Source organism: Acidaminobacter sp. (assembly GCF_030247605.1).
GTDB lineage: Bacteria > Bacillota > Clostridia > Peptostreptococcales > Acidaminobacteraceae > Acidaminobacter.
Genome location: NZ_JAOTSB010000048.1, coordinates 1 through 16569, shown reverse-complemented (window position 1 = coordinate 16569; position 16569 = coordinate 1). Strand labels below are relative to the sequence as shown.

The following is a 16569-nucleotide window of genomic DNA, read 5'->3' as shown; positions in this document are numbered from 1 at the left end:
ACACACCCATCCAACATCACACTACGTCGCGAAATGAGGGGTCAGGCCTTGATTGAAATATTTTGATTTCTATCAGGGTCTGACCCCATGTGATCAACCTCATATTTATGTTTCGCGACACACCCATCCAACATCACACTACGTCGCGAAATGAGGGGTCAGGCCTTGATTGAAATATTTTGATTTCTATCAGGGTCTGACCCCATGTGATCAACCTCATATTTGTGTTTCGCGACACACCCAGCAAACATCATACTACGTCGCGAAATGAGGGGTCAGGCCTTGATTGAAATATTTTGATTTCTATCAGGGTCTGACCCCATGTGATCAACCTCATATTTATGTTTCGCGACACACCCAGCAAACATCACACTACGTCGCGGAATGAGGGGTCAGGCCTTGATTGAAATAATTCACTTAACTTGCAGAAAACGCAGGAGGGATATCATGTATCCGAGACTAAAAATAGATATTGAGAAAATTAAACACAACGCAGAAATTTTGCGAACACTTTGTGTCGACAACGGCATTGAACCTATGGTGGTAACTAAAGTTCACTGTGCACATCCTGGCATAACTAGAGCTATGATTGAAGCTGGATATACTATGCTGGCGGATTCGAGAATCGAAAATTTGAAAGCATTAAAAAATATCGCGCCAGATGTGAAAAGAGTCCTACTAAGATTACCAATGCTGTCTGAAATTGATGAAGTCATAGAATTTGCAGATTTGTCGCTGAATTCTGAGTCAGAAACTTTGAAAGCGCTTTCATCGGCTGCTAAAGAAAAAAACAAACAACATGAAATTATAATTATGGTCGATCTGGGTGACCTTCGTGAAGGCGTGTTGCCTGAGGATTTGGAGGATTTAGTTCAACAGGTCATAGAGATGTCAAATCTTGACCTTGTTGGATTGGGCGTCAATTTAACTTGCTATGGAGGTGTTATCCCAGATGACAATAATCTGGGGCGCTTAGTGGAGCTAGCGAAAAATATCGAGATGCAATTCAATTTAAAACTGAAATATATTTCAGGCGGCAACTCAAGCAGCCTATATAAACTTATAAATAAATCATTACCAAAAGATATTACAAATCTGAGACTTGGAGAAGCAGTTATACTCGGAAGGGAAACTGCCTATGGAGAGAAGATTGATAATACTCATGATGATGGATTTTTACTCGAGACGCAGATTATAGAGTTAAAGGAAAAAGACTCTCTACCGACTGGGCAGATAGGTATGGATGCGTTTGGCAGTACACCTACTTTTACGGATCGTGGAAAGATGAGACGTGCGATTGTCGCTATTGGAAGGCAGGACGTGCGCGTTGAAGGTCTGACCCCAGTGGATTCAAATATTGAGATCATTGGAGCAAGCAGTGATCACCTAATATTGGATGTCACCCAATCACAGGCTGAGTTGAAAGTCGGCGATGTTGTAGGTTTCGGTGTAGACTACGGTGCGTTGCTGTCATTGATGACAAGCAAGTATGTGGAAAAAATTTAAATAAACCAGGTATTCTAGCCACCTGAAAAATGAAAACTATTTTCCCGAGGGGTCATCCGAGAGATGGCCCTTTTTAATTGGCGAAAATTTGAATAATCCTATATAGTTTTGCTTATGCCAATTTATCAATATTTTTGATTTAAAGAATTGGGGGAAACATGCCATTGGCAAAAGGCTATTGGTAAAAGTGAAAAGATCGAAGTAAATAATGGAATATATTGACATGTATTAGAACTCCATATACTATAATAATAGGAATAAAATGGAGGGATTCTATGTCTAGGAAATTGAGAAATCTTCAACAAGAAACTGTCTATCATGTAGTTTACAAAGGAAACAATGGCGAATTTTTACTGCGGCACGATGTTGACAAGAACATGCTGCTTGAAACGATAAAACGTTACAGATTGAGATATGATTTTGAACTTTACGCATTTTGCATAATGGACAACCATGTTCACATGCTGATTAAAATGTGTGAAACTTCGCTATCTAAGGTAATGCAGGGGATATCACAGAGTTTTACGCAGAGGTATAATCGGAAATACGACCGAAGCGGGCATGTATTTGATGGCCGCTATTTCGCGAGTCCATGCCTTACAATTTATTCAATTATGAAGACCATGGCTTATATTCATCTCAACCCGTTTAAAGCGGGCTTGAGCAAGAGCCTTAATTATTTGTGGAGCAGCCACTATGCCTACACTAGGCAAGTTGGACAGGTGTGGTTCGACAGCTTGGCGCTGATGAAAAGGCTAAAGGATTGCGTCAAGAGTGCGAAGGAAACCTATTTACAGCATCTTGAGAAGTTCAAGAACGAGCCGTTTTATTTTGAATACCACGAAACGGATGTGGTGCAGGAGCCAATGACGCTGGAGGTGCTGCTGACGAAGCTAAAGGTCAACAGGCGGTTCAAAGCGCTGGATCATTTGCTGAGCAAGGCGAGCGAGGCGCTGAGAACGGGTTTGAAGGGTGTACATCAGTCGAAGATAATTTCTGAAGTTGAAGTGGGTGTCAATGACATTTCAACAAAGGATTCAAAGCTTGTTTGGGCCGATGGTCACGAGCACACCACTCAATACCTAAAAGCTATTATCCTGCTGAATCAGAAACTAAAGCTGATCTCTAATGCTGAACTGGCAAGACGATTAAGAGTTAAGCGATCATACATACAAAGCTTCCTAAGGAGAACTTCTAAGTCGCTGCCAGAAACAATTATGATTTATGACGACTCACTTCAAAAAGAAATTCAGTCATATATTAGTTTTGAACAAACAACTGAAAATGGAGAAGAGTTGCATTTAAAAAATCTTGAAAAAATGTTTTTTGAAACGCTGCAGTTGCTGCAAGCGTTTTAAAGTCGTACTTAATAAGTGGACTATATTCAAATTGGGACTGATCAGGTATAATATTTATAGAACGTTTGTGCGAAGATAATCGTAATTAGAGTAAAAATGATAACAGATGAACTTGTAGGTTTTTTGCGGGTCTGACCCCGTTGGATAAAAAGGAGCATGTTATGGACTTGTTTGATTTGATGCTTGAGGAGAACCGAAAGGATAGTGCGCCACTCGCGGAGCGAATGAAACCAAGAACGGTAGATGAGTTTACGGGACAACATCACATCATGGGTTCTGGCCGGTTGTTGAGACGCTTAATTGAGACTGACAAATTGACGAGTCTGATTTTACATGGCCCGCCTGGAAGCGGTAAGACAAGTTTGGCTCGAGTGATAGCAAACCAGACAGGCGCGGTATTTGAGTCAATGAATGCTGTGACGTCGGGTGTAAAGGAACTCAGAGAAGTTATTGGCCGAGCGGAAGATCGACTTGCTATGAATGGAAAACGTACAATTTTATTCATAGATGAGATCCACAGGTTTAACAAGACCCAGCAGGATGCATTGTTGCCTTCAGTGGAAAAGGGCATTGTCATCATGATTGGTGCAACAACTGAAAATCCTTATTATGAGGTCAACAGTGCACTTATTTCCAGATCTAATGTTTTTAGATTGAACGCTTTGAGCCCGGAGGATGTCTTGGATATCGTCGATTCTGCGTTGGCCGACATGGAGCGCGGACTTGGGGTGCTCAATGTTATTTTAGATAATGAAGCTCGTGAGGCCTTGGGGAGACTTGCTTCTGGAGATGCGCGACGAGCTTTGAACGCGGTCGAACTGGCCGCAATGACGAGTGCGCCTGATTCAGATGGAAAAATCGTCATAAATGTAGAATCACTCTACGAATCTATGCAGCATTCCGGTCAGTTATATGATAAAACTGGGGATTCTCATTATGATATTATTTCTGCGTTCATAAAGTCCATGCGCGGTAGTGATCCAGATGCCGTATTGCATTATCTTGCTCGAATGATTGTGGGTGGAGAGGACCCAATTTTCATCGCGCGAAGGATCATAATATGTGCTTCTGAAGATGTTGGCAACGCAGATCCTATGGCACTTGTGGTTGCAGCTAGTGCTTTAAAAGCTGTTGAAACCATAGGTATGCCGGAGGGCAGGATTCCGCTTGCACAAGCTGCCACCTATATTGCTTGTGCTCCAAAGTCAAATGCAGCTTATTTGGGAATTGATGAAGCGATTGAAGATATCAGACAAGGGCGAAGCGGGTCTGTCCCTGCATATTTGAAGGATGGGACTGCACTAAAACTGGAGTCCGGGAAGAATGATGTGCTAGGCGGAGGGCGATATGTGTATCCTCATGACCATCGGCAGCATTATTTTAAACAGGAGTACTTGCCGGAAGCGTTGAGAGGCAAGAAATACTACGTGATGGACGGACAGGGGCGCGAGGCGGAGTTTGAGGCTTGGCTCGAACAAATTAGAGATTTCGAAGATGGTACAGAATAACAGTAATTTGAAGGGATGATGAATATGGACAAGGATGGGTTAATTAGTGTGGAAGTGACGGAGGAGGCGGTTCAGTACATTCGAGATAAAGGTGCGAAAGAAGTGACGGTGATGCTGGCGAAGTCTGGCGGGTGCTGAAGTGGCGGCAGTATAGCGGTTCCCGTGTTGGAACTAAAAGCGCCAAAAATGCCTGAGCACTATCAGATAGAAGAAATTCAAGGATTGACGTTTTTTGTGCCGAAGCGGTTGCCGACGAAGGAAGGCAAAATTACGATTGTCGTTGATAAAATATTGTTTATCAAGAGGTTGGATATTCTTGGGGTGAAGGTTAGATAGGGGTTATTTATCATGATTTAGGGCGAGGGTGACTCGTCCTTTTTATTTTTGGGGGGGACGCGATGAGGGCTGGTGTGGAGCTGTGTGGGTCTGACCCCGATAGTTACAACCAGGATCCTAAGCTCAAATATGCACTTTGCATATAACATATAATAAATTGCTTAAAATAATTGAAATTCTAACATTCTCTCTATATTTGAAAGTAAATAAAAATATGTTAAAATATTTCAAAGGTTAAATATTGGTAAGCAACACTTGTTAATAAAATCATTTAATGAAATGTCATATTGATGTTCAAATATTGTTATTCTCCTTAGTCTATTGGATAAAACGATCAAGACAATACTTAAAACGAAGGGATGGTGGTCTTATGAGAGTTTTGCTGATCGGGCAAAAAATTGTAACTCTTGAGGATCTCAATTCCTATTTTTTTGAGCATCATGTTCATGGGTATGTCAGTGCAGGCGCACCAAATTTGCTTAGTCTTGATATTGTCCGTCAATGTGGTATACATATGATAATTTGTCAGTCGTCAGATTATACTATGGAACATTTGCTGACATTCATGAATAAGGTGAAAGAGCATGATCCTAAAATTGTGACTTTATTAATAACTGATCTATCAGAATTGCCTAAAATTAATGAGTCGATGTTGGATTTGATTGACGATTTTTTAGTTGTCCCATTTACACCTTCAGAATTTCATACCAGAATAATTAAACTAATATCAAAATCCACTAGTCCACATAGCAAGGTCAGTGCAGAAGAACGCTTAAAAAGTATACTCGCCTTGATGTCGGAGCATCCTGAATTGAAGAATGACAAATATACAAATCGTGAAATAGATGATTACAGTGACGATGAGGATATATTTATCCCTGATTTGGATATTTTGAAATTAAAAGAATCTTTTGACAGGGAAAGCATAACAACCGGGAATGACCTGTCAGAGTTAATTAAAAGTTTTGATGTAGAGAGTAAAGCGACGGTTGATGAAAAATTAAAAACTGTCAAGAATGACTCAAATCACTCAAATCTTGAAACAACATCGGATTTTGATTTTGAAGGTGTCGATCTTTCGAGTCTCGGTTTTACGGGTCTGACCCCGCCAGAACTTTTACAAAAACAGAACAATATTTCTGAAAATATTGCTGAAGACAAAGTGCATGCTAAAGTTGTTAAATCTGATTTTTGGACGTCCTTAAAATTTGAAGAATTGATGGAAGGTATCGACTTTGACCAAGAACCATTATTAAGTGAATTTAGAAAACAAAAGTATGACGATATCCCCGCAGACAAAATAGAAACGACAAAAAGTGATAATTCAAACAATAAAAAAATTGAAAATAGATCCGAGGATATAAAAGATGTTACAGAGATAACTAATGTTGAACAAGATGATGAAATGACGAGAGAAAGTTGGTTTGGTAAGATTCTCGAATTTCTAGGTCGCCTAATATATTTTTTGCTTATAATTTTCTTGGTGATTTTATCGGCAGTTGTTATTAAAAGTTATTATGATGGTGGAATTGCATCGATTTCTGACTATGGAATATATTCAAACACTGGTGAATTGCAGAATTCTAATCCGAATTTAATGAAAAGCAGTTATCCGGGAGCGCTGATAGTCACAGGTGGGGTCAGACCCGGAACACCATTTGGAGATCACATCTTGTTAATTCTACCGTGGTTGGGCTACATTGTTGATTATGCAAAAACACCAATAGGTTTTTTAATTGTTATCGTGGCGCCGTTTTTATTAATTTTCATCATCGAAATATACTACTGGAACCAACGTAGAAAAGCCAAGTATTACTGAAGTAAATTATTTTAATGTTAAGCTGGAGGTAAAAATGATCTTTAGACAACCGGGCTACAGAAATACAATGGACGTTTTAAAAATTGTAAAGCAAGCTGCCATTATAAACGAAATTGATACCGTAATAATAGCTTCAACATCCGGAGAGACAGCCCGAAAAGCACTTAAAGAATTTGATTTTGTGGGCGAATCTGACAGCCAGGGTCAGACCCGTGGTGACGAAGACCGCAACACCGAGACCCGCGAAGTTGAAATTAGCAGCACCAACCGCCAAATAAAGAACCTCATCGTCGTCTCCCATGTAGCAGGGTTTGAATCTCCTGACAGCGCTGAGCTGACACCCGAAGTCAAAGCAGAACTCGAAGCGGCTGGGGCCATCGTTGTGACTGCGGCTCACAGTTTGGGCGGCATCGGTCGGGCGGCGCGGATCAAGTTTGGGACCTACGGCACAGATGAGCTAATCGCCCACGCATTAAGACTATTTGGTGAGGGAACCAAAGTCGCCATTGAAGTCGCCATGATGGCTGCAGATGCCGGTGCGGTTTCGACGCAGCAGCGGCTGATTTCCATCGGTGGCAGCACCAGCGGCGCAGATTCCGCCCTGATCATGCAGCCCGCCAACACTCATCGTTTTTTCGACATCCGCGTTGACGAAATTCTTTGCAAGCCGGCAGTATCAAAGGCCTGGTTCAAGCAAAAAAAAGAAAGCGAAAGTGAGGATGCCGACCGATGAACCGTCGTCACAGCTTCCTTAAAGGCGCAAAACTCGGCATCCCGATCGCGATAGGCTATATCCCGATCGGGATTGCTTTTGGTGTTTTAGCGTCCTCCACCGGCATTCAAACCGGCATTGGCGTAGCGCTGTCCTCCATTCTCTACGCCGGCGCGAGTCAGTTTGTCGGCGTCGGCATGATGGCCGCGGGCGCCTCGACCCTCGAAATTGTCGCGACCACCTTGATCCTGAATTTCAGGCATTTCATCATGTCCTCGTCCCTTTCACAGCGTCTGCCCGCGACCATCGGCAAACGCTTCCTGGCAGTTCTCGCCTTTGGGGTTACGGATGAGTCCTTTGCCGTCGCGTCCGTCCAGCCGCAGCCCATTTTCGAGCCCTGGAATCTGTTTGGCCTGAATACAATCGCTTATCTCGCGTGGAACGCGGGCACCTTGATTGGACTTCTTTTGGGTGATGCCATCCCGGGAGCCCTGGCCGCGAGCATGGGGATCGCCCTGTATGCCATGTTTATTGGCCTGCTCGTCCCAGGCCTTAAAGGAAATCTGCCGATGGTCACTGTCGCCCTCCTCGCCATCACAATCAGCAGCCTGATCTATTACTTGCCACTTTTTTCTGGTCTCGCCAGCGGGTGGAGGATCCTGGCAGCAACACTGCTCGCTGCCGGCGCAGGCGGTAAACTGCTGGAAAAGATAAGTTTACCCGAAAATAACTCCAGCCGGGAAGGGGGGCATAAACGTGACTGATCCACTTCAGCAATTCATCACGGTACTGCTTATGGCCGTAGTTACATATCTGCCTCGATTAGTTCCAATGACACTTTTGCGTGGTCGAAAACTTAGCTCAGGACTTCAAAATTTCTTGAAATGTGTCCCTTTCGCAGTGCTCGGCGCACTCATTTTTCCTGAGATCCTATATTCGACAACCTCTGTTTCATCAGCTGCAGTGGGTCTGGCCGTGGCGCTAGCGCTTTCCCTGCTGCGTCTTAATGTCGTCCTGGTTGTTTTGGGCAGTATCCTCGCTGTGTTTTTCAGTGCTTGACACGCGGGGTCAGACCCCGGTGTACATAAGATATGAGTGTACATTCAACAGACGGGGTCAGACCCGGGTGGACATAATGCTTTTTAAAATAGTACATTTACAGTCCTTCCTAATTTCACTTTTTAAAATGGAATTGTCTAGTTAATAAAAAAAACTGCCAGTGGAAAGTCCATTACTTAGACTTTCCGCTGGCAGTTTTTTCCCACCTTACCCATCAATCCGGATAAATCATCGATTGCTTCACCTTGGCTGAAATAGCCTCGTTTTTCAATACCTTCAAGATCTCAAAGGCAAAGTAGGCCGCAGTTCCGGCGCTTCGGGATGTGATAAAATTTCCATCATGCTCCACTCTGTTTTCCGACAGGATCGCGCCCTTCAGGTAGTCCTCAAAGCCCGGAAAGCACGTTGCGCGCTTGCCCTTTAAAAACCCGCGCTTTCCAAGCACCAGCGGCGCCGCGCAAACAGCCGCGACGAGCAGCTCTTTCTTCACCGCATCATGCAGCAGCCGGTCCACGTCCCGCGACTCATCCAGGTGCGTCGTCCCCGGCATCCCGCCAGGCAGCACCACAGCCTCGACAGTCTGATCCAGGTCAACCTCCCCAATCAGCGCATCCGCCATGACCTTAATGTGATGCGCGCCGCTCACCTGAAGATGTGTGCCGATGGACACGGTAGTCACCTCCACGCCCCCGCGTCTCAGGATATCTATTGTACTGATTGCCTCAATTTCCTCAAATCCCTCTGCAAGTAACATATAGACCATAATTATCACCTCGCAGTTTATATACCCAGAATTCAACTTAAATTTAACACCCAACGTAAATTTGAGAAAGGGTTGGGGGAGGGGTGACCATCGGCAGAATCACTTTGATCATTTAAATCACTAAAATTAAGAAAAAACGAAATCAATTTGTAACTTTGCTTGCTTTATGGCGCGATTTACTATAGAATGAAATTTGGCCGAAATGCCGCTTGAATTCAATAATTACTTACTGTTTATGTCATAGAGGTCTTGCAAACCCGGAATTTTTCACTTTAAGGCCAAATGGCTGATCATTTCAAGCGATTGTAATTTCTGCAATTCGAAAAAAGGAAGGTATTTAATGGAACCTATCAAATTTAGTAGTTTTAACTGCTCCGAGGCAATTCTCAAAGCTGTCAGCGACATGGGATTCGAGGAAGCGACACCAATTCAGGCACAATCTATCCCATTTATTTTAGAAGGTAGAGACGTCATTGGCCAGGCCCAGACGGGCACTGGCAAAACCGCTTCGTTCGGGATTCCGCTTCTTGAGAAGATCGATCCTAGAAACAAGCAACCCCAAGCCCTCGTACTTTGCCCGACCCGTGAGCTCGCCATTCAGGTGGCGGAGGAGATCGGTCGCCTCGGCAAGTACATCCGCGGCATCAAGTCCGTGCCCATTTACGGCGGGCAGCCTATCGACCGACAAATTCGCGTGCTGAGATCGGGTGCGCAGATTGTTATCGGTACGCCTGGCAGGGTCATTGACCACTTGAAACGCGGCACGCTGAAGCTGCACGAGATCAAGTTCCTCGTGTTGGACGAAGCGGACGAGATGCTCAACATGGGCTTCGTCGAGGACATTACGGAAATTCTCAAGACTGTACCTCCTGAGCGTCAGACGGTGCTGTTTTCTGCGACTATGCCGAAGGCGATTCTCGACATCACAAACCGTTATCAGCGCGACCCGGAGCTGGTGAAGGTCGTCCACAAGGAGCTGACTTCGACGAATGTCGAACAGTTCTACCTCGAAGTTCACTCCCGCGACCGCGTCGAAGTGCTGTCGAGACTCCTGGACATGTACCAGCCGAAGCTTTCGCTGGCGTTCTGCAACACCAAGAAAAAAGTTGATGAAGTCACGGCGCAGCTTCAGACGCGCGGTTTCTCCTGCGATAAAATTCATGGCGACATGAAGCAGCAGCAGCGTGACGCGGTTATGGACCGCTTCCGTACGGGGGCGATTGAGCTCCTGATCGCGACGGACGTCGCAGCGCGTGGCCTGGATATAACTGGGGTAGAGTGCGTTTTCAACGTTGATGTGCCACAGGATGAAGAGTATTATGTCCACCGTATCGGCAGAACCGGACGCGCGGGCAAAGACGGCATGTCCTTCACGTTTGTCAGCGGCAAGGAATTCCTGCTGATGAAAGACGTCATGCGTTATACTTCGAAAAAGATTCAGCGTCATGAAATCCCGTCCATTGCGGACATCGAGGAGATCAAGGCGAAGGAACTCGTCGATAAAATCAAACTAGAGGCTGAGTCCGGCGGTCTTGAGAAATACTACGCGATCCTCGAAGCGATGGCAGAGGAGGGTATGACTTCTCTGGAAACAGCAGCGATCCTCATGAAGATGGAGCTTGAGCGCTACAAGGTCGAGTCCAGCAACGTATGCGAGATCAGCAGCGGCGGCTTTGGGGACACTGGCGCTGGCAACGGTATGGTGCGACTGTTCATCAATGTCGGCAAAAACATCAGCCTCGAACCGCGTGACGTCATCAAGTGGATCACCTCGGAAACCACGGTCACTGGCGAGCAGGTTGGAAACATTGACATTTACGAGAACTTCTCGTTTGTCGAAGTCCCTGAAGCCCGTGCCAATGAGGTCTTCGAGATCCTCAAGAACGCCAAGCTTAAAGGCAAGCGCGTCCGTATCGACAAAGCCCGTGGCCGCAGCGGCGGCGGGGACAACCGTTTTGACCGCAAGCCACGCAGCGGCGGCAGCGGTGAAAAAACCTACAAAGGCCGTGATGCGCGCCATTCAGGTTCCAGCGACAAGAGCTATGGCAGCTCAGATCGTCCAAAGCGCAAGTACAAGCCAGCTGAGTAATTTTAAAGCCCATATTTTCCGCCGATGGTCCCACAACCCCACATCCTCGCCAATCATGGCAAATGAAGTGGGCGGGGTATCGGATTTGGATTAGAAACAAAATTGGATAAGACCCGGAAAACCCACTGCCTGCGGCGGTGGGTTTTTTTGTCGTATTAAAGGTGTGGAAGCCGCTTGCCAGAGGCAATCGGCTTCCTTTGGAAGTGGGCGAAACTTAGCTGATCTAATCCAAAGTCTAAATTCGCGGGTCTTACTCCGTTAAAACCTTGCAGGTCTGACCCCAATGAATCACAGTATATTTTTATTCGAGAAGGGTATACATAAACCGGAATGCAACAGTCAAATATGTAATCCTGGAGGATCAGAGTTATGTGTGGACGCTATTTTGTCGATGAAGCCTTTGAAGAGATACTGCGGCGATACAAAATCCACGACGTCCCTGAGGTGGTTTGGACACCTCGCGAAGTTTTTCCCACTAACGAAGCGCCTGTTGTCATTAAGGCAAAGGATGAAGTTCGCGCGGGTTTGATGAAGTGGGGCTTCGTTTATCCAAATATGAGCCGGCCTGTCATCAATGCGAGAAGCGAAACAGCCGGGGTCAAACCTGCGTTTAAAGACGCGCTGAAAAAGCGGCGCTGCATAGTGCCGGCATCGGGTTTTTTTGAGTGGCATGGAGAAAAAGGGGATCGTACAAAGTTTCGAATTGAGAGGCCAGAGAAATCTATAGTTTCGTTTGCAGGACTTTATACGCCGTTTACGGCAACGGATGGGAATCGCTTTTTTGCTTATGTCATTTTGACGCGGCAAAGCTCGCCGCCGGTTTCGGAAATACATGATCGGGAACCTATTATTTTGAGAGAAGAAGATGAAGAGACTTGGCTGGATCAGGGGACTTCAGAGGCAGAAATTGAGCTTCTAATGCGGCAAGCAGGGCCTCAAGTCGTGTTGAATGCGGTCTGAAACTAAAATTATTCTGGATGTTTCGTAACGGGTCTGCGGCGAGTGTCTATTGCTCCTGGCTGACTGACTTTATGTCAACGCGGGTCTGACCCCGTCGGTACCTCGCCAGTCCAACATTACCTCAACCCGGGTCTGACCCCGTCGGTACCTCGCCAGTCCAACATTACGTCAACCCGGGTCTGACCCCGTCGGTACCCCGCCGATCCAACATTACGTCAACCCGGGTCTGACCCCGTCGGATACTCCGTATGTCCAATTTTACGTCAACCCAGGTCTGACCCCGTCGGACACCCCGTCGGACACCCCCATCAGCACCCACCGTCAAAAAGTAATTTGACACAAATTTTTAATTTTTCTTCAAAATCGTCAATCTCTTAGACGTTTTTTTGACATTACGACTGTATACTCGAGTCAAAGAGAAGCACATGAGGTACTTTGAAGTGACCATCGGCATGAAAATGCTTTTTAAGATGAAGATCAAAGTCCTCAACGTCTAAATTAATGGACTTAAATTCACAGAATTTCACATCACCGTAAACCAAAATGCGACCAATATATGATAAGGAGTGACATTCGAATGCTTAGCAATCAACAAATCGAAAGCGCAATGAAAGTCAAACTGAAGGACATCTTCCCTGAGCTGCCGGCTTACCCGACTTTCGTCGAAGGCATCCGCCGCGCGCCAAAGCGTGCCATGACCCTGACTAAGGATGAAATTGGTCTCGCGCTCAAAAACGCGCTCCGTTACGTCCCTGAAGAGTGGCATGAGATCCTCGCACCGGAATTCCTCGACGAACTCCTGACACACGGCCGCATCTACGCTTACCGCTTCAGACCGCAGGGCAACCTCGTTGGCCGCCCAATCGATGAATACAAAGGCCGCACCCTCGAAGCCAAGGCGTTCCAGGTCATGATCGACAACAACCTAGACTTCGCGATTGCCCTTTATCCTTATGAACTCGTTACTTACGGGGAGAGCGGACAAGTCTTCCAGAACTGGATGCAGTACTGGCTCGTCAAAGGCTACCTCGAAATTATGACCCAGGATCAGACCCTTCACATCGAGTCCGGCAACCCAAGGGGCCTCTTCAAGTCCTCGCCGGAAGCGCCTCGCGTCATCATCACCAACGGCCTCATGATCAGCCAGTTCGACACGGCTGAAGGCTTTGCCCGCGCTGCGTCCCTCGGCGTCGCCAACTATGGTCAGATGACCGCAGGCGGCTGGATGTACATCGGACCACAGGGCATCGTTCACGGCACCTATAGCACCATCCTCAACGCAGGCCGCAGAAATAAGGGCCTCGCGGATGACGCGGATCTCGCCGGCCAGCTTTTCGTCACCTCAGGCCTCGGCGGTATGAGCGGCGCTCAGGGCAAGGCAGCTGAGATCGCTAACGGCGCGGCTATCGTCGCAGAAGTCGACTGGTCCCGTATCGAGACGCGCTTCTCCCAAGGCTGGGTTTCCTCCGTCGCCAGGACGCCAAAAGAAGCTTTCGACAACGCTTACAAGTATATGGCAGAGGGCGTCGGTCACGCCATCGCCTTCCACGGCAACATCGTCGACCTCCTTGAGTATGCCGATGAAAACAACATCCACATCGACCTCCTCTCCGACCAGACTTCCTGCCACGCGGTCTACGAGGGCGGCTACTGCCCGGCTGGCATGAGCTTTGAAGAGAGAACTGCGCTGCTGGGGTCAGACCCGGTACTCTTCAACAAGAAAGTCGACGAGACCCTGAGACGTCACTTTGAAGTCATCAAGCGCCTCACCGCCAAGGGCGTCTACTTCTTCGACTACGGCAACTCTTTCATGAAGGCGGTTTACGACGCCGGCGTCACCGAAATCTGCAAAAACGGCGTGAACGAGCTCGACGGCTTCGTCTTCCCGTCCTACGTAGAAGACATCCTCGGCCCGCTCCTCTTCGACTACGGCTACGGCCCATTCCGCTGGGTCTGCCTCTCCGGCACCGATGAAGACCTCATCAAAACCGACATGGCTGCTATGTCCGTCATCGATCCGAACAGACGCTTCCAGGACCGCGACAACTATGTCTGGATCCGCGACGCCATGAAGAACAAGCTTGTCGTTGGCACCAAGGCCCGCATCCTCTATCAGGACGCCCTCGGCCGCATGAATATTGCCCTCAAATTCAACGAAATGGTCAGAAGTGGTGAGATTGGCCCGGTCATGCTCGGCCGCGACCACCACGACACTGGCGGCACTGACTCTCCATTCCGTGAGACTTCCAACATTAAAGACGGCTCCAACATCATGGCCGAGATGGCGACGCACTCCTTCGCGGGCGACGCGGCGCGCGGTATGAGCCTCATCGCCCTCCACAATGGCGGTGGCGTCGGCACCAGCAAGGTTACCAATGGCGGCTTCGGCCTCGTCCTCGACGGCAGCCTCCGCGTCGACGCGATCATCCAGCGCGCGATTCCGTGGGACGTTATGAACGGTGTCTCCCGACGTGCTTGGGCTCGCAATGAGAACTCCATCAGCACGGTCGTCGAGTACAACCAGATCCGCGGCGGCCAGGACGTCCTTGCCCTCCCGTATGTGGCGGATGAAAGCATGATCCAGTCCGCGGTTGAAAAGGCGCTGGCTGGCAAATAGAATACCTTTTAGTCGAGTTGGGTTGTCCGGGCCGCGGTGTGCTGGTCCGGATGACCATCGGCGTGATCTTCTTTAGTAATAGTGACCTAAGCCCAGTCGTCCAGAACGTCAACGTTTCCATGGCTTGAAGATTTATATAGAGCAAGTACACAAAACCATTTTAGCCGATGGTCCCACGTACGCCCAATATAGATTTTCCAAGCTTTGTGGGGCACCTGACGCTGTGGGGGGCTGGGCTTTTTATGTCTCGAAAGGGGAAAGACGGGCTGCTGATCCTCGCTTAAGATTGAGTGAGGGAGAGTTAAGTCTGAATATTTGTAATGATAACAAAAATAAATTTATGATATTTTGTGATCTGAGTCACTTTACTTCTAATTGAGATGTGTTATCATTTAAGATGAAGGCATGAAGAACGGAGATTAGTAGGTCTGCGGCTAAGGCCTATTGACCCCACGTGATGAGTTAAGCAGGTCTGACCCCACATGATGAGTTAAGCAGGTCTGACCCCACGTGATCTTTTCAGAAATTGCCAATCCCTCTGAGCGACATGGTATCTCAAGTAGGAGTGAAGACTATGAATGATAAGAAGATGCTGACCCCAGCGGAAATTGCTGAAACAGCGGTTGACACCGCGACGAAAAAAGCGGGTCTGACCCCGTCTGTTCAATTTGCGCTCGCCATTCTTGCAGGGGCGTTTATCGCATTCGCTTCTCAAGGCTCCAATATGGCGGCTTTCAATCTGTTTGCGGAGGCTGAGACCTATGGGCTTGGCAAAGTCCTGGCAGGCGCCATTTTTGGCACCGGGCTCATGCTGGTCATTCTGGCCGGCGGCGAACTGTTTACTGGGAACACGCTCATGGCGGCGGCGGTATTATCAAAAAAGGTGCGCGTTTCTGTCATGATTAAGAACTGGGCCGTAGTATTCACCGGAAATTTTGTTGGCGCCATGCTGGTCACCCTTATGATCGTGGCTTCAGGCCAACTGGACAGCGGGGGAGGGCTCCTTGGGGGTCAGACTTTGAAGATCGCCGTCCATAAGGTGAATCTGCCGTTTCTGTCAGCGTTTTTCCTGGGCATCATGGCCAACTGGCTTGTAACCCTAGCGGTTTGGCTTTCCTACGGCGCACGGGATATGACAGGCAAGATTTTGGCTATCTTTTTTCCAATCTGGCTGTTCATCACCTCGGGCTTTGAACACAGTGTAGCCAACATGTATTATGTGCCTGCAGGGATTCTTGCGAAATCCAATCCTGCATGGGCAGCTGCCTCAGGACTCTCTGCCGATGCTCTCAACACCCTCACCTGGCAAAACTTTCTCATCGGCAATCTGTTGCCCGTAACCCTTGGCAATATTGTAGGCGGCGCGGTTTTCGTCGCTGGAGCCTATTGGTTTATTTACCTGAAAAACAAGAAGGATCTGAAGCAGGATCCGCTTTCCAGATTCATCAACGCGGCGTAGGTAACCAATCACGGATGCGTTATGCGGGTCTGACCCCGTTAGTTAATTTGCCCCGTCTGTTAAGTTATGCGGGTCTGACCCCATATGTTCACCCCATATGTTCATTAGCAGGTCTGACCCCGTCTGTTGCCCCAGCAGGTCCGACCCCGTCTGTTCATTTTGAGTTATAATTTTAGGAAATTGCAATTATTTGAATTTATAAATTCTTTTATTCCGTACTACGGATGTTAAAGTGTTGATATTGCTGCGTTCCACCTGGTGGGATAATCAATGAGTCAGAATAATTCATAGATTAATTATACAAAGTGAAATTTTTATTGTGAAGGATTGCATAGGTTAATTATCAGAAAATTTTATAATACGAAATATTAATAGGCAAAAAT

At 47.1% G+C, this 16569-nt stretch carries 13 protein-coding genes; 12 read left to right on the top strand and 1 reads right to left on the bottom strand.

Annotated elements, in window-relative coordinates; genetic code table 11:
* The first annotated feature begins 447 nt into the window (after positions 1 to 447).
* The 8 genes from orr to OEL90_RS14540 all read left to right on the top strand — a co-directional run bounded on the left by orr (position 448) and on the right by OEL90_RS14540 (position 8298).
* Positions 448 to 1506 (top strand): ornithine racemase Orr, encoded by a 1059-nt coding sequence (gene orr / locus OEL90_RS14575; RefSeq protein ID WP_291402418.1) that lies wholly within the window; start codon positions 448 to 450, stop codon positions 1504 to 1506.
* A 275-nt stretch (positions 1507 to 1781) separates the two neighbouring features.
* On the top strand, positions 1782 to 2864 hold the full coding sequence (locus OEL90_RS14570; RefSeq protein WP_291402420.1) for a transposase: 1083 nt from the start codon (positions 1782 to 1784) through the stop codon (positions 2862 to 2864).
* 161 nt (positions 2865 to 3025) lie between these two features.
* Complete coding sequence (locus OEL90_RS14565) at positions 3026 to 4372, top strand: replication-associated recombination protein A (protein WP_291402422.1); 1347 nt, start codon at positions 3026 to 3028, stop codon at positions 4370 to 4372.
* Between the two features lie 24 nt (positions 4373 to 4396).
* Complete coding sequence (locus OEL90_RS14560) at positions 4397 to 4708, top strand: CC/Se motif family (seleno)protein (RefSeq protein ID WP_291402424.1); 312 nt, start codon at positions 4397 to 4399, stop codon at positions 4706 to 4708.
* Positions 4709 to 5078: 370 nt separating this feature from the next.
* A complete protein-coding gene (locus OEL90_RS14555) occupies positions 5079 to 6527 on the top strand; it encodes a hypothetical protein (protein WP_291402427.1) in 1449 nt (482 codons plus the stop codon).
* 34 nt (positions 6528 to 6561) lie between these two features.
* On the top strand, positions 6562 to 7260 hold the full coding sequence (locus OEL90_RS14550) for a hypothetical protein (RefSeq protein ID WP_291402428.1): 699 nt from the start codon (positions 6562 to 6564) through the stop codon (positions 7258 to 7260).
* The gene (locus OEL90_RS14545) at positions 7257 to 8003 is read left to right on the top strand and encodes an AzlC family ABC transporter permease (protein ID WP_291402430.1); all 747 of its coding nucleotides are present in this window, start codon (positions 7257 to 7259) and stop codon (positions 8001 to 8003) included. The genes OEL90_RS14550 and OEL90_RS14545 overlap by 4 nt, the downstream gene beginning before the upstream one ends.
* Positions 7996 to 8298 carry an AzlD domain-containing protein gene (locus tag OEL90_RS14540; protein ID WP_291402431.1) on the top strand — a complete coding sequence of 101 codons (303 nt, stop codon included), beginning with the start codon at positions 7996 to 7998 and terminating at the stop codon, positions 8296 to 8298. Before OEL90_RS14545 ends, OEL90_RS14540 begins: the two co-directional genes overlap by 8 nt.
* 214 nt (positions 8299 to 8512) lie before the next feature.
* On the opposite strand, the gene OEL90_RS14535 is transcribed toward OEL90_RS14540, so the two are convergent.
* On the bottom strand, positions 8513 to 9061 hold the full coding sequence (locus OEL90_RS14535; RefSeq protein WP_291402433.1) for a DJ-1 family glyoxalase III: 549 nt from the start codon (positions 9059 to 9061) through the stop codon (positions 8513 to 8515).
* A 340-nt stretch (positions 9062 to 9401) separates the two neighbouring features.
* Between OEL90_RS14535 and OEL90_RS14530 the strand changes: the two genes are divergently transcribed.
* From OEL90_RS14530 to OEL90_RS14515, 4 genes are all read left to right on the top strand, one after another.
* Entirely contained in the window at positions 9402 to 11150 is a 1749-nt protein-coding gene (locus OEL90_RS14530) for a DEAD/DEAH box helicase (RefSeq protein WP_291402435.1), read from the top strand.
* A 369-nt stretch (positions 11151 to 11519) separates the two neighbouring features.
* Positions 11520 to 12110 carry an SOS response-associated peptidase gene (locus OEL90_RS14525; protein ID WP_291402437.1) on the top strand — a complete coding sequence of 197 codons (591 nt, stop codon included), beginning with the start codon at positions 11520 to 11522 and terminating at the stop codon, positions 12108 to 12110.
* Positions 12111 to 12687: 577 nt separating this feature from the next.
* Positions 12688 to 14727: a urocanate hydratase gene (locus OEL90_RS14520; protein ID WP_291402439.1), complete on the top strand. Its 2040-nt coding sequence runs from the start codon at positions 12688 to 12690 to the stop codon at positions 14725 to 14727.
* Between the two features lie 574 nt (positions 14728 to 15301).
* A complete protein-coding gene (locus OEL90_RS14515; protein WP_291402440.1) occupies positions 15302 to 16186 on the top strand; it encodes a formate/nitrite transporter family protein in 885 nt (294 codons plus the stop codon).
* The last annotated feature ends 383 nt before the right edge of the window (positions 16187 to 16569 follow it).

What these genes read in the sequence shown, in the direction of transcription:
- OEL90_RS14555 (WP_291402427.1), top strand. Translation starts at nt 5,079, where the DNA reads ATGAGAGTTTTGCTGATCGGGCAAAAAATTGTAACTCTTGAGGATCTC.
- OEL90_RS14525 (WP_291402437.1), top strand. Translation starts at nt 11,520, where the DNA reads ATGTGTGGACGCTATTTTGTCGATGAAGCCTTTGAAGAGATACTGCGG.
- OEL90_RS14570 (WP_291402420.1), top strand. Translation starts at nt 1,782, where the DNA reads ATGTCTAGGAAATTGAGAAATCTTCAACAAGAAACTGTCTATCATGTA.
- OEL90_RS14530 (WP_291402435.1), top strand. Translation starts at nt 9,402, where the DNA reads ATGGAACCTATCAAATTTAGTAGTTTTAACTGCTCCGAGGCAATTCTC.
- orr (WP_291402418.1), top strand. Translation starts at nt 448, where the DNA reads ATGTATCCGAGACTAAAAATAGATATTGAGAAAATTAAACACAACGCA.
- OEL90_RS14535 (WP_291402433.1), bottom strand. Translation starts at nt 9,061, where the DNA reads ATGGTCTATATGTTACTTGCAGAGGGATTTGAGGAAATTGAGGCAATC.
- OEL90_RS14565 (WP_291402422.1), top strand. Translation starts at nt 3,026, where the DNA reads ATGGACTTGTTTGATTTGATGCTTGAGGAGAACCGAAAGGATAGTGCG.
- OEL90_RS14520 (WP_291402439.1), top strand. Translation starts at nt 12,688, where the DNA reads ATGCTTAGCAATCAACAAATCGAAAGCGCAATGAAAGTCAAACTGAAG.
- OEL90_RS14550 (WP_291402428.1), top strand. Translation starts at nt 6,562, where the DNA reads ATGATCTTTAGACAACCGGGCTACAGAAATACAATGGACGTTTTAAAA.
- OEL90_RS14515 (WP_291402440.1), top strand. Translation starts at nt 15,302, where the DNA reads ATGAATGATAAGAAGATGCTGACCCCAGCGGAAATTGCTGAAACAGCG.
- OEL90_RS14545 (WP_291402430.1), top strand. Translation starts at nt 7,257, where the DNA reads ATGAACCGTCGTCACAGCTTCCTTAAAGGCGCAAAACTCGGCATCCCG.